General features: G+C 42.1%; 15 protein-coding genes and 2 tRNA genes. 14 read left to right on the top strand and 3 right to left on the bottom strand.

Going from position 1 to position 20,294, the window contains the following annotated elements:
• Positions 1-92 precede the first annotated feature (92 nt).
• The 3 genes from fadA to AC21OG_RS06655 form a co-directional block, all read right to left on the bottom strand.
• A complete protein-coding gene (fadA, locus tag AC21OG_RS06665; RefSeq protein ID WP_486547592.1) occupies positions 93-1,265 on the bottom strand; it encodes an acetyl-CoA C-acyltransferase FadA in 1,173 nt (390 codons plus the stop codon).
• Between the two features lie 229 nt (positions 1,266-1,494).
• Positions 1,495-3,654, bottom strand: a complete 2,160-nt coding sequence (gene fadB / locus AC21OG_RS06660; RefSeq protein ID WP_487377994.1) for a fatty acid oxidation complex subunit alpha FadB — start codon at positions 3,652-3,654, stop codon at positions 1,495-1,497.
• A gap of 349 nt (positions 3,655-4,003) precedes the next feature.
• Complete coding sequence (locus AC21OG_RS06655; protein WP_491185027.1) at positions 4,004-4,180, bottom strand: hypothetical protein; 177 nt, start codon at positions 4,178-4,180, stop codon at positions 4,004-4,006.
• 562 nt (positions 4,181-4,742) lie between these two features.
• On the opposite strand from AC21OG_RS06655, the gene AC21OG_RS06650 reads away from it, so the two are divergent.
• The 14 genes from AC21OG_RS06650 (at position 4,743) to AC21OG_RS06585 (ending at position 20,008) form a co-directional block, all read left to right on the top strand.
• Complete coding sequence (locus tag AC21OG_RS06650; protein ID WP_487377995.1) at positions 4,743-5,714, top strand: polyprenyl synthetase family protein; 972 nt, start codon at positions 4,743-4,745, stop codon at positions 5,712-5,714.
• A 158-nt stretch (positions 5,715-5,872) separates the two neighbouring features.
• The gene (locus AC21OG_RS06645) at positions 5,873-8,077 is read left to right on the top strand and encodes a tetratricopeptide repeat protein (protein ID WP_487377996.1); all 2,205 of its coding nucleotides are present in this window, start codon (positions 5,873-5,875) and stop codon (positions 8,075-8,077) included.
• Between the two features lie 97 nt (positions 8,078-8,174).
• Positions 8,175-8,843, top strand: a complete 669-nt coding sequence (lolB, locus tag AC21OG_RS06640) for a lipoprotein insertase outer membrane protein LolB (protein WP_487377997.1) — start codon at positions 8,175-8,177, stop codon at positions 8,841-8,843.
• 45 nt (positions 8,844-8,888) lie between these two features.
• Positions 8,889-9,920: a 4-(cytidine 5'-diphospho)-2-C-methyl-D-erythritol kinase gene (gene ispE / locus AC21OG_RS06635; protein ID WP_487377998.1), complete on the top strand. Its 1,032-nt coding sequence runs from the start codon at positions 8,889-8,891 to the stop codon at positions 9,918-9,920.
• 369 nt (positions 9,921-10,289) lie between these two features.
• Positions 10,290-10,365 (top strand) — tRNA-Gln (locus AC21OG_RS06630).
• Between the two features lie 232 nt (positions 10,366-10,597).
• Positions 10,598-10,673, top strand: a tRNA-Gln gene (locus AC21OG_RS06625).
• Positions 10,674-10,752: 79 nt separating this feature from the next.
• Positions 10,753-11,706, top strand: a complete 954-nt coding sequence (locus AC21OG_RS06620) for a ribose-phosphate pyrophosphokinase (protein WP_486547599.1) — start codon at positions 10,753-10,755, stop codon at positions 11,704-11,706.
• Positions 11,707-12,075: 369 nt separating this feature from the next.
• Complete coding sequence (locus tag AC21OG_RS06615) at positions 12,076-12,768, top strand: 50S ribosomal protein L25/general stress protein Ctc (RefSeq protein ID WP_487377999.1); 693 nt, start codon at positions 12,076-12,078, stop codon at positions 12,766-12,768.
• 120 nt (positions 12,769-12,888) lie between these two features.
• Positions 12,889-13,473 (top strand): aminoacyl-tRNA hydrolase, encoded by a 585-nt coding sequence (gene pth, locus AC21OG_RS06610; RefSeq protein ID WP_487378000.1) that lies wholly within the window; start codon positions 12,889-12,891, stop codon positions 13,471-13,473.
• Between the two features lie 503 nt (positions 13,474-13,976).
• Positions 13,977-15,155: a glycine betaine/L-proline ABC transporter ATP-binding protein ProV gene (gene proV, locus AC21OG_RS06605; protein WP_491185076.1), complete on the top strand. Its 1,179-nt coding sequence runs from the start codon at positions 13,977-13,979 to the stop codon at positions 15,153-15,155.
• 356 nt (positions 15,156-15,511) lie between these two features.
• Positions 15,512-16,639 (top strand): glycine betaine/L-proline ABC transporter permease ProW, encoded by a 1,128-nt coding sequence (proW, locus tag AC21OG_RS06600; protein WP_487378002.1) that lies wholly within the window; start codon positions 15,512-15,514, stop codon positions 16,637-16,639.
• Between the two features lie 146 nt (positions 16,640-16,785).
• Positions 16,786-17,868 carry a glycine betaine/L-proline ABC transporter substrate-binding protein ProX gene (gene proX / locus AC21OG_RS06595; protein ID WP_487378003.1) on the top strand — a complete coding sequence of 361 codons (1,083 nt, stop codon included), beginning with the start codon at positions 16,786-16,788 and terminating at the stop codon, positions 17,866-17,868.
• A gap of 381 nt (positions 17,869-18,249) precedes the next feature.
• Positions 18,250-18,630, top strand: coding sequence for an aspartate 1-decarboxylase (gene panD, locus AC21OG_RS06590; RefSeq protein ID WP_486547605.1), 381 nt, complete (start codon positions 18,250-18,252; stop codon positions 18,628-18,630).
• A gap of 424 nt (positions 18,631-19,054) precedes the next feature.
• Complete coding sequence (locus AC21OG_RS06585) at positions 19,055-20,008, top strand: calcium/sodium antiporter (RefSeq protein WP_487378004.1); 954 nt, start codon at positions 19,055-19,057, stop codon at positions 20,006-20,008.
• The last annotated feature ends 286 nt before the right edge of the window (positions 20,009-20,294 follow it).

The following is a 20,294-nucleotide window of genomic DNA, read 5'->3' as shown; positions in this document are numbered from 1 at the left end:
TAAAGGTGCTGGATATACTAAACAAAAAGTGAATTGGGTTAAGGCTTAGACAGTATATTAGTTAAACGCTAAACCTGATCTCCAAGTTGTCGTTAAATACGTTCAATAACCGTTGAGATACCTTGACCAAGACCGATACACATTGTAGCCAGACCAATTTCAGTGTCTTTTTGTTCCATAGCATTGAGCAAGGTAACAACGATACGAGCACCAGAACAGCCCAATGGGTGACCTAGAGCAATCGCGCCACCATTAACGTTAATGATGTCTTGTTTATCCGTCAAGTTCAGCGCTTTTAACACAGACAAGCTTTGAGCAGCAAAGGCTTCGTTCAGCTCAATGGTTTGCATATCATCAAGACTCATGCCAGCACGTTTAAGTGCTTTTTGAGTTGCGGGTACTGGACCATAACCCATAATAGCAGCATCACAACCAGCAATTGCCATACTGCGGATACGGGCACGTGGCTTCAAGCCTAGGTCTTTCGCTTTTTGCGCACTCATAACCAGCATGGCAGAAGCGCCATCTGATAATGCAGAAGACGTGGCAGCAGTTACTGTACCATGCGCAGGATCAAACACAGGGCGTAACTTCGCTAGTGACTCCATCGTCGTATCTGGACGGATGACTTCGTCAACGGTACACAGCTGCAAACGTCCTTCTGCATCATGGCCTTCGATACCCACGATTTCATTGTCAAAACGACCTTCGGTAGTCGCTTCCCAAGCACGGCGATGTGACTCAAGAGCGAAGGCATCTTGCTCTTCACGTGAGACATTATTCATACGACCAAGCATTTCTGCCGTTAGGCCCATCATGAATGACGCTTTGGCAAAGTGCTTAGACGCAGCAGGGTTAATATCCACCCCGTGCATCATGCCAACGTGACCCATATGCTCGACACCACCAACGATGAAGATATCACCTTGGTTGGTCATGATTTGCGCCGCAGCAGTATGAAGTGCTTGCATAGAAGAACCACACAGACGGTTAACCGTTTGACCACCCGTTGTTTTTGGGATATCTGCCATTAAGGCACTGTTGCGACCGATGTTATACGCCTGCTCTAGTGTCTGCTGTACACAGCCCCAAATCACATCTTCGATATCATTTGGATCAAAGTCATTACGCTTAACTAAGGCTCGCATAAGCTCAGCTGACAGATCATCTGCCCGCACATGGCGGAACATACCATTTTTCGATTTACCCATTGCAGAACGTACGCCATCTACGATGACCACGTCTTTAGGACTTAAAGTCGTCATTTAATACTCCTTGAATTTTTTAAGTATCTGCTTAAGCCAGTCATACGCTATTATTTAAAAAACATTTAAATCACTATTAAATAGACACGTATTAAAGATTCATAGTTTTAACGTTATTATCAAAACGGGTTAAGCAGATCACTGAATTATTTATGGTTTAAATACTTATTAACCGTTGGGTTTTAAATGACTCGTTACTAATCAACGAGTCATATTGAGCCAACAATCGTTATGCTTTTGGGTAAAAAGTCTCGCCAGCTGCTGCCATATCACGGATCTTCTGCGGCGCTTCATAAGCTTTACCTAAGTGAGCATACTTCTCACACAGTGCTAAATAGTTATCAAGACCGACTTGATCGATATAGCGGCATGGACCACCGCGGAATGGTGGGAAGCCAACACCCATAATCATCGCCATATCAGCCTCAGCAGGGGTTGCGACGATATTGTCTTCTAGGCAGCGAACCGTCTCGTTACAGAAGGCTAGCATCATGCGATCAATGATGGTTTGATCGTCAAACTCTTGAGCTTGGCTATCTGTGGTTTCTTTTAACAGCTCATAAGTGGCGTCATCTGCTGTTTTCTTAGGCTTACCGCGTTTGTCTTTTTCGTATTTGTAGAAGCCAACACCGTTTTTCTGACCAAGACGTTGGTTTTCAAATAAGTGTTTAATAGCGCCTTTATAGTCAGGCTTCATACGATCTGGGAAGCCTTCAGCCATCACTTCCGCGCCATGTACGCCAGTATCTAAACCAACCACGTCAATTAGATAAGCAGGACCCATTGGCCAACCGAATTTCTCCATAACTTTATCCACATGGACGAAGTCTGCCCCTTGCTTCAATAGCAAGTCGAAGGCACCGAAGTATGGGAACAATACACGGTTTACTAAGAAACCTGGGCAGTCATTGACCACAACAGGTACTTTACCCATACGCTGAGCTAAGGCAACCGTAGTAGCAATGGCTTCTTCAGATGACTTCTCGCCACGAATGACTTCGACTAATGGCATACGGTGCACCGGATTAAAGAAGTGCATACCGACGAAGTTCTCTGGGCGCTCAAGCACAGTTGCCAGATAAGTAATAGAAATCGTCGACGTATTTGAAGCTAAGATAGCGTTTTCTTTAACAAGGCCTTCGACTTCTTTTAATACGGCATGTTTCACTTTTGGATTTTCAACAACCGCTTCAATAACGATATCTGTTTCACCAAAGTCGCCATAGTTTAGCGTTGGGCGAATACGGCTTAGCGTTTCACCCATTTGTGCTGGGGTCATTTTCTTGCGCTCAACCATTTTGCCCAGTAGCTTGCTCGCCTCACCCATACCTAAATCTAATTGCTCAGACTTAATGTCTTTCATGATAATAGGCAGACCTTTTGACGCCGCTTGATAGGCAATACCGCCGCCCATGATGCCCGCACCCAATACAGCCGCTTCATTAATATCATGTGATTGCTTACTGTGTTTCTTGGCTAATTTCTTAACCGCTTGATCATTTAAGAACAGACCAACTAAGCTTTCCGCTTGCGGGGTTTTTGCCGCTTTAGCAAAACCAGCAGCTTCTATCTTAAGGGCCGCATCACGAGGTAGGTTAACGTGTTTTTCGATGGTTTCAACAGCGATAGCAACGGCTGGATACTGCTTTGGATTAGCCTTGGCAAAGATAGCCCCTTTGGCACTGTTAAATGCCATAGCTTGCTCAAGCTGATTTAATTTGACAGGTTTTAGTTTCTCTTCACGCTTCGCTTGCCAATCAAGCTCACCTGCGATACATTTCTTAACTAAATCGACAGCAGCAGCTTGTAAGTCATCTTGAGCCACAACCGCATCAATCAAGCCCAGTTTTAAAGCTTCCTCTGGCTTTTTCGCTTTACCGGTAGCGATCATTTCTAACGCATTATCAATACCAATAACCCGTGGGGTTCGCACACTACCGCCAAAGCCTGGGAAAATACCCAGTTGAGTTTCTGGTAGACCAATTTGAGCTTTTTCGCCCATCACACGGTATTCACAGACTAGCGTCATCTCACAGCCGCCACCTAATGCCGCGCCATTAATCGCCGCAACTTTCGGGAAAGGAAGGTCTTCAAAGCGGTTAAACACCCCGTTAATTTCAACAATCCACTTTTCAATGTCAGCCGCTTCTTTGTTGAAGTGACCGACGAATTCAGTAATATCTGCACCCGCGATAAACACGCCTTTGCTTGAGGTGACAATTAGACCTTTGATATCTTTTGCTTGTTCTAACGCAGTGACTGCTTCATCAAATTGTTTATTGGTATCAGCATCAAACTTATTAACGCTTTCATTTTCTGCATTAAATTGCATATTGACGATGCCGTCTTCTAACGTCGACACCGTAATGCGGTTACCTTGATAAATCATGTATTTCTCCTTGTTATTGTTAAATAAGCTTTGTTTGATCATGCTGAGTGCAACATCACATCAGCTGTCAAACGAAAGGTGTTTTTTGCAAATGCCAAAATCAAGAAATTTGCTTAACGTTTTTTGTTGAATAATAGGACACGCCTTACCGACACTAACCTATGATTTTATTATATTCTGCTAGCATGACGTACAACAGGTTAGCAGGAAACATAACGATACGCATTACCTTTCACTGGCTCCTTAAGTCAAATAAAGTCATTCAAATTTATAAAAATTTATTAAACAAAGCACAGTAAACAAAGTACAGCAAACATGTGACGCCAGTATTATATAACCTTCAAACCTTTTACTCTGCTTTGACTCTGTAAGTATCAATTTCAGTTTTTATACCAGTTACAGTATTATTACCTGCATGACTATGCTTATCTTTAGGCCCTATTTCTATCAAAGCTCTGTACTTACTTTTAAGCAGCTTAAGCATTACCCCATACAAATGACGCAGGTTAGCTAATCGACGCCGCATAGTGCCCGATAGTGTAGGGGATTTGACCCCTTACTGTCACAGTACATTACCTGACTCTTAGGTCATACAAAATTATGCTATTACCCCATTCTCAACTCTTAACGTAGGCTGTGGCTTTAGCCCAGCATTTTTGCTTAAAGGTTTTGATTTGCTCGGCTAAAAGCACCAGCCTACAATGAGTTTTAATAAGTTGAGAACGGGGTGCTAATTTAAACGTCTAAAGCTTTATCCAGTAAATGATTGAAAGCCTGATCTCTAGTCTGTCAGACTATTGCACTATATATTGCACTACATAAGGTTTCAAATTGATAACCCATTCATTAAATACAGTCCTAGTGATAGTAGAGTAAACTAAATAGTAGAGTAAACTAAGCGCATTCTTGACATTTGATACTTATAGTTATTGATAACTTTACCTACAATACGCTACAAAAGCCTGTAATGAAATTTAATTCCTTTAAGCTGCGAATGTCTTTATAATTTGAAGGATAACTGAGCATTTCTAATACCCTTATATCATGACGATCTACATTCATACTTATCTATATTGAGCCGCATCTCTATGACTACTATCATCACTATACCGCCCAGCTTTGATGCTTTAAGCCAACAAGTCATGAGCACATTGCAGACCGATATAGAGCGTCTATTAGACTTTGCTACCCTCCCAGCCCCTTTAAGTGATGCTTGTACCTATGCCATGATGGGTGCTGGCAAACGTGTGCGTCCTTTATTAGTGGTGAGTGCTTATCAAACGGTACTGCAAAGCTTAAATAATCATAATCACTCTAAACATGATGATGACCAGACAACTTCTGAGCCATTATGGTTTGATGATAACTGCCGACGAGCTATGTTAGCGGTCGAGTTTTTGCACACCTATTCGCTCATTCATGATGACCTACCTAGTATGGATGATGATGAGTTGCGGCGCGGCCGTCCAACCTGTCATATTAAGTTTGGCGAAGCCACTGCCTTACTGGCTGGTGACGTATTACAAACGTTAGCATTTGAGATTATCAATGCAGATATTGAGGGTTTTGCCCCTATTTCAGTTGAACAATCAACCCAGCTCAGCAAGATTTTTGCACCCAGAGCAAGACGCATGGTGGCAGGTCAAATGCTAGACTTAAATGCTGAAAATAAACAAGTATCTCAAACTGAGCTTGAATCTATACATAGGGATAAAACAGGCGCCCTTATCGAAGCTGCGGTGTTAATGGGCGGGGTATGCGCGGGCGCATCTGATATGCAGCTTGCGGCCTTATCTCAGTTTGCCAGTCGCATAGGTCTTGCTTTCCAAGTACAAGATGATATCTTGGATGTGGTATCAAACACCGACACATTAGGCAAACCGACAGGCAGTGATGAGGGACTTAATAAATCCACCTATGTTAAATTAATGGGTGTTGAGGCAGCAACTGAGTATGCCAAGTCATTGTTCACTGACGCAACCGACACCATTACTAAGAGCTTTTCTAACTCCACCACCATCCATACGATAGCCGACTGGTTGTGGGACAGAAAAAAATAGCATCTGTCAAATAGACGTTAAATAAATTATATTGACTGTAAATACTAGGGTCTGTAAAGAGTTAATTTTTAGCAAGACATCACTGACTGATTTGAGTTCAAAAGCGATAGTCGATTTTAAACTCATCATCAATTTATCATCATAGTAATTGGAAACTTATGCTTTTTTTGCGTTCTCTTAATCAGCCTAAAGCATTAGCAAAAAAAATTGAGCCTCGTTTGCCTTTTGCTCAAAGGCTTATGCTTGTGCAGCGAAAGCCTAAACGCCTAAAAACTGGAAAAGCCCAAAAAGCGACAATAGCCCGAACTACCCAAAAAGACAATTTAGAAGAACAAAAACTCATTTTAAAAGAATCGTTTCGTCTTCTACTAAAATCAAATAAACCTTCTACTCGCAAGGGATTCAATAGAAAAAGCGCCATAAATCTTTTGAATAATAGCTTTCAAAAAAAATCTCTTCAGCGAAAGCCTGCAAAAAAAACGTTGAGCGCAAACCGTCAACGGATTTTACGCCTGTTTTTTATCATCAGTATCGCCAGTGTCGCGACGCACTCTATTACCAGTCATGCCGCAATATTAGACCCAATACGCCGAGTCATCTCTCCTTTTTTGGGTGATACTGATACTAAAACGGAGACTAATTCAACAGAAGCGGAGGATGCAGATGATCAGGCAACTCCTGATGCGTCAATGTCAGAGCAAGGAAGTCTGGACCCCTCCATAAAGGGTCATCCTGTCGAGATTGGCAATGGTCGATTATCACTGACCGAGGACCGCCCAAGCTTATTAAATGTCATGCAGGCAGAGTTTTTAATTGACCGAGGTGATATTGCTCAGGCGCTTAAGCTGTATAAGCAAGAGTCCTTTAAACAAGAGTCGACCAGTGTCTTTGAACGCGCCTTAGAGCTGTCATTACTGTATGAGACCCCTGTTGAGTCATTAAATTTTGCCGTTACTTGGCAGCAACAGAATCCTGAACATATTCCCGCGTTGTTCTATGTCGCTCATTTAGCCCTTAAAGCAAATGAATATGACCTAGCGGGTAATGCTTTAACTCAAATTTTGGATTATGACCCCCAAGCCGATTTAAGTGAAATCTTAATCGGTATTTATCCCACCACTCAGCAAGACCAACGGTTATTATTAGAGACGTTATTGGCATTACCCAAACATAACAACCCCTCTTTGTTGGTCATGCAAGCGGGGCTGATGTCCCAATTAGGTCAGCCAGATATCGGCTTAGTCAGTGTCAATAGAGCGCTTAGAAAACAGCCTGATAAAGCGGCCTTTATTGTGCTTAAGAGTGATATATTAAAGCAGCTTAAGCCCGATAGGGAGGTCCTAAAATATATCAGTGGTGAGCGCAAAAGATTAAAGAACAGTAAAGCCTTATACTTATATGAAATACGTTTACGCTTAGAGCTTGGACAAACTCAGGAAGCGTGGCAGTTGTTATTAGAAGCTCATGACCTGTTTCATGATGAAGAGGTTACCTTGCTTGCTGCCTTAGTCAGTATAGATATAGAGGCCTATACGACGGCGGATGAGCTGTTATCAGGATTGGCATCTTCGCCAGCTTACATCGACCAAGCCTATTACTACTTAGGTATTAGTGCAGAACGCCAGCATAATTATGATAGAGCTGAGCGTTTTTTATCAAAGGTAATGCAAGAAAGCTTGGTTTTAAAAGCCCGTCAAAAGTTAGTGTCTATACAGCTACTACAAAATAAACCCGATGATGCTTTGGCAACGTTGGCTAAATTTAGTGAGCAGTTTGAGGTCTATGCCCCAGAAAGCGCTATTATGCAAGCCGATATACTACGACAACAAAATAAGATGGTGGAAGCGCGCTACATCCTGTCAGAAGCCAACCGCCGCTTTCCCGATGATACCAAACTGTTATTTGCACGGGCGCAGCTGTTAGACAACCAAGAAGATACGGTTTTAAAAAGGCAGCTTCTTGATCGCTTGGTTTTAATTAATCCGGAAAACCCTGACTATACTCTGGCGCTTGCGCTTTTATTGTTTGAATCGACCCATAGCAAAGATATTGATCAAGCACTCTCGCTGGCTAATTCCATTTTAGACATTCCTTTTGATTCGCCTTTATTTAGTCAACACAACTATTTATCAGCGCTGAATATACTGGCCGCTGATGCGTTGTCTGAAGAGCGTTATCAGGATGTCATTAATTACCTTTCAGGTCCTTATGACATATCCCCCACTTTGGATAGTGGCATTCTTTTATTGCGCGCCTATCAAGGATTAAATCAAGACGACAAGGTAGTTCGTCTGTTTGATGACATCCAAAATCGGTTTTCTGTTAATGAATATGATATCAGTAGTCGACTTCAGTCTTACTAGACCAATGACAATGACTGATTACTATTTACTATGACTAAAACTGCTTAAAAACATATAACTATACTTACTGAAATAAAGATATAAACTAAGGACATTTATGATTGAATCAACCTCTAAAGTTGTCGTATCACACCCTACCCAAATGAAGAATGTACTACTTAGTTTACTTGTGGGGGGGTGTACGCTTGCCATGACAGCCTGCCAAACCACGCCGCAAGTTAGACCATCACCGACATCGGGTGTGGTGACAAACGGTCAACCTCAGTATCCAGAGCTTCTAAAAAGCTTTAATATACGCGGAAAAATTGGCATTACCACGCCTCAGACTGAGACCAGCAACGCCCAATCAGGCAGTGCTTTTTACGTCTGGGCACAAGAAGACGACCGCTTTGCCATAGACCTCACCGGTGCCATGGGTATTGGTCATACGGTCATTGAATATAATGGCGCTACCGCCACCTTGGTCAATCAGAGTGTCGGTGAGCTTAGCGCAAACTCACCAGAAGAGCTATTACAACAGGCAACAGGCTGGCAAGCGCCCATCTCTCAGCTACGTTACTGGATCTCTGGTCGTCCTGCTCCATCGGATGATAACAGTCAACTGGATGCACAAGGACGCCTTATATCGAGTGAAAATGCCGGCTGGATAGCAACCTTTAGCTATAAAGATGACTCTGCGCAAAGCCAAACCCCAAGTAAGATTAAAGTGGTTCGTGATGATGGACACCGCGTCATTATGACCATCAATCATAGTCAAAATTCTTAACCAAACTGTTTCATACTTAACTGCTTATTGGATACGATAGCCACTATGACCGTGACCTCTGCCCTCACCCTATTCTCCCCTGCCAAAATTAACCTATTTTTGCATATTACAGGGAAGCGTGAGGATGGCTATCATAATTTGCAAACCGTTTTTCGGCTCTTAGACTGGGGCGACACCTTAGACTTCCGCCCCAGCACCCATACCTTCAATCCCCATCTGCTAATAGAGCATTTAGCAACCCGCTCAGAGATTCAGTGCTTTGATGACACTGATGACTCTGATAGCTCTCATGATTTGGCGCTACCCATCACCTTAAATAGCACTATATCTGTCACAGACACTCTAGCAGACAACCTGATTACCAAAGCTGCTATTGCCCTGCTCAAAGCGATAGATCATAGAAGTGGCTCAATAGGTAGTAGCCTACCTGAGCGTCTACCCATCATTGATATTGCTCTAAACAAGGTATTGCCGACCGGTGCCGGTCTCGGTGGTGGTTCCTCGAATGCCGCAACCACACTGCTTGCTCTAAACCAACTTTGGGGGGTTGACCTTGACCCACAAATATTGATCGCTATAGGCGCAACAGTCGGTGCCGATGTGCCTATATTTATCCTAGGCCAAGATGCGATTGCAGAAGGTATCGGAGAGCAGTTGACCCCTATTGAGCTGCCTCACCAACATTACTTACTACTGACGCCTAATGCGCACGCTGCCACCCAAGCGTTATTCCAGCACTCTGATTTAAAGCGTGATACTCAGGCACTAAGTTTGAGCCAAATTATGCAGGACAAAGATTATTACCTTGATACTTTACTACCGCCTTTTACGAATGTGTTTGAACCAGTGGTGACTCAAGTTGTTCCTGAAGTTGCTCAAGCCTTAACCTATTTAACGGGGTTACAAAAGATAACAAATACAACCGCGCGTATGACAGGGACTGGTAGTAGTGTTTTTCTACCGATAGCACCGCAGCATATTGAGCTTATACAACACCATATCACGCATATAGAATCTCCCCCTTGCCCTGCCATATTGACCCAATCCAAGCCAATACTAAAATCTCCTCAAGCTTAGCTTAGTTAATAGAAGGTTATTAGAAGGTTAATAGGAGCCAATCCCGCTTTCGCTACTATCTGCCCCGCTAGGTGTGGCAGTGGTTAAGCTAAGTGGTGTCCCTTGCTTCGCGTTGACACCGCTCAGCTTACCACAGCAACCCACCTAGCCCGGCAGGATATCCGCTACAATCGGGGCTAAACCGCTCTTTATGACCACGTCAGTCGCTACTGATTGGGGTACTTTTATGATATATAACCAACGCTTAAGCCGAGAGTTTCGCCTTGCTATACCGCATGCTACACATTCTGTATATGAAACAGTGTGTTTGGCTATCAATAAAAAACAGTTGCAATCAGCTTTTTCTTGTGTATAATAACTCGCCCATAAAGGGGTATAGCCAAGTTGGTAAGGCATCAGGTTTTGATCCTGACATCCGTTGGTTCGAGTCCAGCTACCCCTGCCATATTCGTCATAGACTCAGCGCTTATTTAAGCTGCTATTATTTAAATTAAACCGCTGAGTTTATTGACATATCTAGTCAGTTTTCGGTATAGTTCGCCTCGAACGAAACCAAGAAAACAACACAAAATACTATTACAATGTTAACGCTCAAATTATTAATATTTTAATAGTAAGTTATCAAGTGATATGCTAAGTTAACGGTATTAGACATCTTGATACAGTTTGTCTGTTACAGGGGTATAGCCAAGTTGGTAAGGCATCAGGTTTTGATCCTGACATCCGTTGGTTCGAGTCCAGCTACCCCTGCCATTTTCTAACGTTCAATATTTCCTTTATTTGTGCAGTGTCTACTGCTCCTCTTTTAAGTCAAATAAATAGGACTTGAACCATGCCATATCTGGCGATTTTTACGGGTAATGCCCACCCTGAGCTGGCAAAAACAGTTGCTAATCATTTACATATTCCTCTAGGACGTGCTGATGTTACGCGCTTCTCTGATGGCGAAATCGCCGTTGAGATCAAAGAGCACGTACGTGGTAAAGACGTCTTCATCCTACAACCTACCTGTGCCCCAACTAACGATAACCTGATGGAAATCATGGTTATGGCTGATGCACTGCGTCGTTCTAGTGCGGGTCGTATTACGGCTGTGATGCCCTACTTTGGTTATGCGCGTCAAGACCGTCGCCCTCGCTCCGCTCGTGTGCCTATTTCAGCCAAGGTAGTTGCTGATATGCTCAATATTGTTAGCATAGATCGGGTCATGACAGTTGACCTACATTCTGACCAAATTCAGGGGTTCTTTGACATTCCAGTAGACAATATCTACGGTACTCCTGTTTTGCTAAAAGACCTGCAAAAGCAAGGCTACGAAGATCTTATGGTGGTGTCACCTGACGTCGGTGGTGTGGTTCGTGCCCGTGCCATGGCAAAAGAGCTTGGTGATACCGAGCTTGCCATTATTGACAAACGTCGTGCACGTGCTAATGAATCACAAGTCATGCACATTATCGGTGATGTCCACGACCGCGATTGTGTCATTGTCGATGACATGGTTGATACGGCTGGTACACTATGCAAAGCTGCTCAAGCCCTTAAAGATAATGGCGCTCGCAATGTGTTAGGCTATATTACCCATCCTGTATTATCAGGTAACGCTATTGAGAATATCAGTAATTCTGTGCTTGATGAGCTAGTTGTTACTGACACGATTCCACTCAGTGATGAAGCCAAAGCTTGTACCAAGATACGTCAAGTTACTATAGCGCCTTTATTGGCTGAAAGTTTACGTCGTATTAACAACGAAGAATCTATTAGTGCAATGTTTGAGTCTGTTGACTAATAAATACGTTAACGTTTGTATTAGAATTATCCAAATGTCTACATTATAACCGCCATCCCTCCGATGGCGGTTTTTTTGTACTGGATTTATTGGTTATTAATCCGTATAATACGCCCTCTGTATCTATATATCCCCTATTACAAAAACGATCTTGTTATATAAATATATGCGGTCATACAGCCTATAAGGCGTTACATTGACGGCTGATAGCATTGTTGACAGTTTAATCTGATCGATAACCGTTTATAAACTGGCTTATGGTTAGGACAGGATAATAGGTATGGACTTTCGATGTATGTTTGGCTGCGTTGGTCGCAAACGCCGCTAGAACGCATCACAAAACCAAATTATTTAATAAAGGATACTCTTATGAGTAATGTACTATATACGGTAAACGGTATTACCCGTACCGAAGATCAGCAGGGCAAAGGTGCGAGCCGCCGCCTGCGTAAGCAAAACTTAGTACCTGCCATTATCTATGGTGGTGGTGAGGAGCCTACTGCGATCGCTATCAAAAAAAATGAGCTATGGAAACTTCTTGAAAACGAAGCTTTCTTCTCAAATATTTTGACTATCAATCTTGAAGGCGAAGAGCACTTAGCCGTTATTAAAGATCTTCAACGTCACCCAGCCAAAGGCTTTGCAATGCATGCTGACTTCCAGCGTATTGTTAAAGGTCAGAAGATCCATATGAATGTACCTGTTCACTTCACAGGTCGTGAAGAAGCCCCAGGTACCAAATCTGGTGGTGTTCTATCTACCCTTGTTTCAGATATTGAAATCATCTGTTTACCAATGAATCTTCCTGAATACATAGATGTTGACGTATCAGGTATGGAAATCGGCGATTCTCTACATCTTTCTGATATCAAATTGCCAGAAGGTGTTGTTATCCATGAGCTTGAGCTCGAAGATGGCACTGACCGTACTATCGTTAACATGCAGCCACCAACGGTTGAAGAAGTCGATGAAGAGACTGAAGACGATGTTGATGCTGCTGATGTCCCTGCTACTGAACAAGGTGACGAAGGCGATACTGGACAAGGCGAAGGCGACGAGTAGTTTTATTACTTGCCACCCACGGTTGAGCTCAATAAGTTAGGTTTAATAAAATAAGCTCAATAAGTTGTTGGACTTAACCGTGAAACTCCTTTTTACAGCTGTATACATAGAGAGAACGCTATGTCCCAACTTAAGCTCATTGTTGGGCTTGGCAACCCAGGTCAGCAGTATGTCGAAACCAGACATAATGCTGGCTTTTGGTTTGTGGCCCAGATTGCTGATAAGTTTAATATTGACTTTGTTGCCGACAAAAAGTTTCACGGATTAACAGGCCGTGGACGTATCTATGATACTGATGTTCGTCTTCTATTACCTACGACCTTTATGAATAAGTCGGGCCAATCTGTAGTGCCGATGGTAAACTATTATGGTATCAAACCTGATGAGATGCTTATTGCTCATGATGAACTTGATATACCGGCGGGTTGCATTAAGTTAAAAACAGGCGGCGGTCATGGTGGTCATAATGGTCTACGTGATATCACGCCTCACTTGGGTAATAACTTTCACCGTTTACGTATCGGTATTGGACATCCTGGCCATAAGTCACAAGTCAGCGGACATGTGTTATCAAAACCTTCGCAAGATGAGCAAATAGCCATTGAAGCGACCATTGATGCGGCCATTTCATCATTGGAGATAATGGTCTCCGGTGATATCGAAAAGGCTCGCAACCATATTAATGGTTTTAAGCTTCCCCAATAGTCCATTCGTTTGAGCGCTATTTAACCTCGCAAGCTTATCGTATCTTTGAATGTATTCTAGCTTCAAAGTTTACGCCTCTTCTGATTGTCTACTCTCTCCCTCCTGATCCTCTGTGCTTCCTCATCCTCTGCGCTTCATGACCTGCTGCGAACTCACATTATCCTATAGTCATCTTTTTAAGACATATTCGCATTACTGTTAATGGTAAATTGTCAATATTCTCTAAACCATTTTAAAGATAAAATATAGAGATACCGTCAGTTTTCAATTTGGTATCTCCTTAACATTATGTTACAGTGATAGACCATTATCTTATTTACGGTTAAGTTATGCCAATAGAAAGCCCAAGGAATGGAACTGCTCAACATCCCAATTCTAGTAATACAATGACGCAAGCTGAGACGACAGTTATCAAAGCTAATTGTCCCCCTACGCAAACCAATACCTCTCAATCAACGCTTGATGTCAAACAACCAAAGCTTGAAGTCAAAAATTTATATAAAATTTTTGGCGATCATCCAAAAAAAGCGTTAGAGCTTGTCACACAAAATCTCAGTAAAGATGAGATTTTCGCTAAAACTGGCAACACTATTGCCGTCAAAGATGTCAGTCTTTCAATTTATGAAGGTGAGATTTTTGTGGTAATGGGGTTATCTGGCTCCGGCAAATCCACCCTTATTCGCTTATTAAATCGTCTGATTGAGCCCACAACAGGCCATGTCTATATTGATGGCGAAGACGTGGTACAAATGGACGAAAAAACCCTGCGTCAGACCCGTCGTGAAAAACTTAGTATGGTCTTTCAGTCATTCGCTTTGATGCCGCATTTAAATACCATACAAAATGCCGCCTTTGGTCTTGAGTTGGCAGGTATGCCTGAAGAGGAACGTAACAATCGAGCTTTGATTGCGTTGCAGCAGGTTGGACTTGAAGCCAATTCAGAAAGCTACCCCGATGAGCTTTCTGGAGGTATGCAGCAACGTGTGGGGCTTGCTCGCGCATTAGCAAATGATCCTGATATTCTGTTGATGGATGAGGCCTTCTCAGCACTTGACCCTTTAATACGAGCCGAGATGCAGGATGAGCTATTAAAGCTGCAACAAAACGATAGACGTACTATAGTTTTTATCTCTCATGATCTTGATGAGGCGATGCGCATTGGTGATCGAATTGCCATTATGCAAGATGGCATTGTAGTCCAAGTTGGCTCACCTGACGAAATATTGAGCAATCCTGCAAATGATTATGTCAGTTCATTTTTTAAAGAAGTGGATGTCAGTCAAGTATTTACAGTCAAAGATATTGCGCATAAAAATCAGTTAACCTTCATTATGAAAAACGATACCTCACCTACTCAAGGTATTCGCTCCGCTTTAAAGCGTATGAGTGAAAATGACCGAGAGTATGGGTATGTTTTATCCTCACAAAAAGAGTTTTTAGGGGTCGTATCCTCACGAACACTCGAAGATGTCCTTAAAAAACAAAAAGACAATAGTGACGCCTTAACGCTCCGTAATGCCATTTTAAATGACATTAAAGCCGTCCCTGCTGATACCAATATTGGCGATATATATACGGATATCGCGCGTTCACCCTGTCCACTACCTATTGTCGATGAGGCTGGGAAATACATTGGTAGTGTTAGCTATGTGAATTTACTAGAAACCCTTAGCAGAGATTAACGGTAACGTTTAGTTTTGTCTGTTAAGGGTCTGCTGAACATTCAAATGAGGAACTGGCGGAGGCTATTTTTTAGGCAATATGCAGGGAAATTTTTGACGCTTAGTCATTCTAAGTTAGAAAATTTCGCAATATATTGACAAAAAATAGCGTCGCCCCGCAGGGCTGATACTAAAATTGCCCCAAACGTTGTTATAAACCTAGCTAAGGTCTAGACATTATCGTCGGTTTACGCCTAGTTTGGAACAATTTTAGCTATCAGCAGTCCTAATATTTGAATGTTCAACAGACCCTAATGACTCTATAAATTCTAAGCGCCCCTTAGCACTAACTCACCTTATAAAAAATTTGAAAACTTATGACAGACACCAACCCTTGGGCAACTTCAACTAACGAACAACCCTCTTTAGCGACGGATAGCAATGAGAGTGACGCCGCTGCCAGTACAGCAAGTGCTTGGGACAATCCAAGCCCTGCATCGAGTGACGCTGCGACTGGTAGTGAAAGTGGCTTAAGTTCAGCGGATACGACCAGCAGCCTATCCGCTGGAGACATGGTACAGCCAGACTTCTCGTGGTTAGATCCTTTTGCACAAACGTGGATCCCTTTGGATACTTGGGTAGATAGCGCTATTGGCTGGATAGTCACCCAATTTCGTCCTTTCTTTATTGCGATAAAGACCCCTATCGATTGGACCTTAAATGCGATAGAAGCGGGCTTATCAAGTATCCCGGCGCTGTTGTTTATCGTCATATTTAGTTTGATAGCTTGGCAAATGGCTGGCAAACGTATGGCACTGGGAACACTCATCGGCATGCTAATACTAGGTATGATAGGTATATGGGAAGAGTCTATTACCACCTTATCCTTAGTGCTAACGGCTGTACTATTTTGCATGCTGATCGGTATCCCGTCAGGCATTATGATGGCGCGAAACGAGACGGTTGCAAAATTTATGCGTCCGACTTTAGACGCGATGCAGACCACGCCTGCATTTGTCTACTTAGTCCCCATCGTTATGCTATTTGGTATAGGTAACGTGCCTGGCGTGGTTGTCACTATTATTTTTGCCGTGCCTCCCGTTATTCGTCTGACAAACCTCGGTATTCGCCAAGTACCCGCAGACTTAATTGAAGCTGCGCATTCATTTGGTGCAGATAGCAAACAGATGTTGTACAAAGTTCAGCTTCCTTTAGCGATGCCTACCATCATGGCAGGCGTTAACCAAACCTTGATGCTTAGCTTATCTATGGTGGTTATTGCTTCAATGATTTCAGTCGCAGGGTTAGGACTCATGGTACTGCGCGGCATTGGTAGATTAGATATTGGCTTAGCGACGGTGGGCGGATTAGGCATCGTGATTTTAGCGATTATACTTGATCGTATGACCCAGTCATTAGGTCAAAACAACCGTAATAAAGAACATCAAAAATGGTATCAAACGGGTCCAGTTGGACTAATTTATGGCTTAGTCAATAAGTCATGATGTTAATTAGCGTATTGATAAGCGCATTGATATTTTGTTGTTATTCATCAAATGTTTTAAAAAAAGTATCGTTAAATAACGGTATTTAAGAACTTAGTTAGCTTTATAAGCAATCTCTTCAACACTCATTATTAAGGAATAATATTATGACATTATTTAAACGGACTCTATTATCTCTCACCATAGGCATCACTGGTATATCACTGGTGGCCTGTACTCAACCTGATGCAGACAACAACGACGCCCAACCAACAGAAAACCAAAGTGAGACAACCGGCGAATCGGCAACAACAGACTCTGTAGAAAATACCAAGCCCGGTGAAGGCATTAGTGCTCAAGCATTCCAAAGCCCCATTGCTGAAGAGACATTTCAAACGATGGTCTTAAATCAAGCCATGCGGGACTTAGGATATGACGTTGAGCCTATTAAAGAGGTAGATTATAGTGCAGGATATACGGCTATTGCCTCGGGTGATGTCGACTATATGACAGTTAATTGGTATCCGCTTCATAATGATATGTATGAAAATGCGGGGGGTGATGACAAGTTTTATCGTGCTGGACATTACATCGAAGGTGCCGCACAGGGCTATTTAATCGATAAAAAGACCGCTGAGGCACATGGTATCACCAACCTTTCTGATTTTGCTAAGCCCGAAATTGCCAAACTATTTGATACCGATGGCGATGGTACTGCAGATTTGACAGGCTGTCAGGCTGGTTGGGGTTGTGAAGCGGTTATTGAGCATCAGTTAGACGCTTATAAACTTCGTGATACCGTGACTCATAACCAAGGGCAATATGCAGCTATTATTTCTGATACTATCGCTCGCTATAATGAAGGACAACCCGTCTTTTATTACACTTGGACCCCTTATTGGGTGTCAGGAAAACTGGTACCTGGTGAAGATGTTGTGTGGTTAGAAGTACCTTTTACAGCAAACCCTAATTCGGATGACACAACCGCACCAAACGGCAAAAACTATGGCTTTGCAGTCAATAGTGAGCGCGTGGTCGCTAACAAAGCGTTTGCTGATGCAAATCCAGCAGCAGCAAAACTTTTTGAAGTGGCCAAGCTTCCTCTAAATGCGGTTAGTGAAGAAAATATGCTGATTGCCAACGGTGAGGACTCTCAAGAACAAATCAAACAGCACGCTCTAAACTGGATTAAAGCCAATCAAGACACTTACGATAGTTGGTTAGAACAAGCACGTGCCGCTGCTATATAAAGGCCTTCATTTTTTGTAAATGATCAGATTTTTAAATGATCAGATTTTTAAATGATCAGATTGTTAAATGATCAGATTTTTGAATGATCAGATTGTTAAATGATCAGATTTTTGAATGACGGCAACTTTCAATAACGGGGTCTGGTAGCAGACTCAGTAAACAATTTATAAAAAAAGGGATAACATCAGTTATCCCTTTTTCAGGTGTTTATTATCTAACCCCACTCTTTTTTTAGTCATTATTTAACTAATCCAATCATTTTTTTATCTTTTTTTAATCCGCTATGAATGATAATATGAAATTTTTTACAATTCTTATGTTGTATTCTTATTATAGGGCACTAAAATGTCTCACAACTTACTATTTACAGGTAACTCATCATGTTATTGACCTTATTAAAAGGCAAAATCCATCGTGCCCGTGTCACCCATGCTGACTTACACTATGAAGGCTCTTGTGGGATTGATAGTGATTTACTAGATCTAGCGGGCTTTCGTGAAAACGAATCTATTGATATCTATAATGTGACTAACGGTAAGCGCTTTCGCACCTATGTGATTCGTGCAGAAGCCGGCTCAGGCATCATTTCATTAAATGGTGCGGCAGCTCATATGGCAGATTTAGGGGATATTGTTATTATCTGTGCTTATGCCCAAATGGATGAAGCAGAAGCGGATACTCATAAGCCCAAGTTAGTGTATTGCAATGAAGACAATACAGTCAAAGACACTGCCAATACCATCCCTGTGCAAGTTTCCTAATTTTCGTAACGGTAAAGTCCTTTTGTGGTAAAGGCCATGTTCAGTTAAATTTAAGTGACTAATACGTTGCGTAATTCAGTTTAAGACAAATGTAGCCTGATCCTATTTATCTATATTTGACCAATATTCTTTACCAGTACAATTTATCAATAAATTTAAAAAAAGCTAAGCCCTATCCACGCTTAGCTTTTTTTTGAGTTATGATTTTGAGTCATAGCTTTCAGTTATAAATTATCTAGATAATACACTTAGAGGCAATTAAATCAGGGGTTATCATAATAGAAAAATCACTACTAACGATCTCTCATCCGTTATTTATCCTATTATTATCTTAGCAGTACCCACCCCTCGAGATAAATACCTTAACTATTTATCATGTTAATCAATACATTCATATAATTACTGTTTATTTTGGAGAGTTTAGATGGGGCTTGCTGTCCTTGCTGTCATTATTGGCCTTATCGTTTTGGTTTGGAGTGCAGACACTTTTATCGATGGTGCCACGAATCTAGCCGTACGTTTTAATGTTCCCAGCTTCTTAATTGGTGTGGTGATATTAGGCATCGGTACCTCAGCGCCAGAAATGGTAGTCTCTGCATTAGCAGCCTTATCTGGTAGTCCCGGTATTGCTCTAGGAAATGCCTATGGCTCCAATATTTTAAATATTACTTTAGTATTAGGCACAACGGCACTGATTAGCCCGCTGTTAATTCGTAAAAATGTATTGCGTCACGATTTGATGCTACTCATAGGGGTGACTGCTTTAGCCGCTTGGCAGTTAGCGGATGGGGCGCTGTCTTTTAATGATGGCGTGGTATTAATTGCGGCACTTTTTGTCGTTATAGGTCTTCAGATATATTTAACCCTTCGTAATAATATTAGCGAAGAGATTAAACCTGAGTCTCAAATCAATACCAGTAAGGCATTTATTACTTTAATAGTGGGTTTAATACTGTTGATTGCCAGCTCTCAGTCCATAGTTTGGGGCGCGGTTCAATTGGCGACCTTGTGGGGAATAAGTGAGCTGATTATTGGCTTAACCATTGTTGCTATTGGTACCTCGCTGCCTGAGTTGGTCGCTAGCGTCACCGCTGCAAGGCGTGGCGAGCATGATATGGCATTGGGCAATGTTATTGGGTCCAATTTATTCAACACATTGGGCGTGGTCGGTATCGCTGCCATAATAAGCCCCATGCAACAGATTGAGTCAGACGTTTTATCACGTGATATGGTGATGGTCGGTGGTGTGACGCTGTTATTATTTGTACTCGCCGTGGTTGCTTATAACCGTCAAGGAAAAATGAATCGTGGTAGTGGCTTAGTACTGATTTTAACCTTTATCGGTTATTCAATATGGCTTGGTATGTCTACACTATAAATTATATCCTTTTTAAAGATGCCACCTTTTCTATGAAATTACATATCCTTATCAGGCTCACTAAACCTACTATTTACAACGACTGCACTTGACTTAGATGATGTCAACTTATACATCAGCTATTAGATATTTACCCCGTACTCAACTTATTAAAATTCACTGTAGGCTGGTGCTTCATCCCAGCAAATCAAGACCTTTAATGAATAATGCTGGGCTAAAGCCACAGCCTACATTAAGAGTTGAGAATGAGGTAGATATTTATAAAAAAACAGCCCCTTAATAATAA

It is taken from the genome of Psychrobacter sp. CX5 (assembly GCF_057621535.2).
This window is presented reverse-complemented; position numbering and strand designations above follow the sequence as displayed.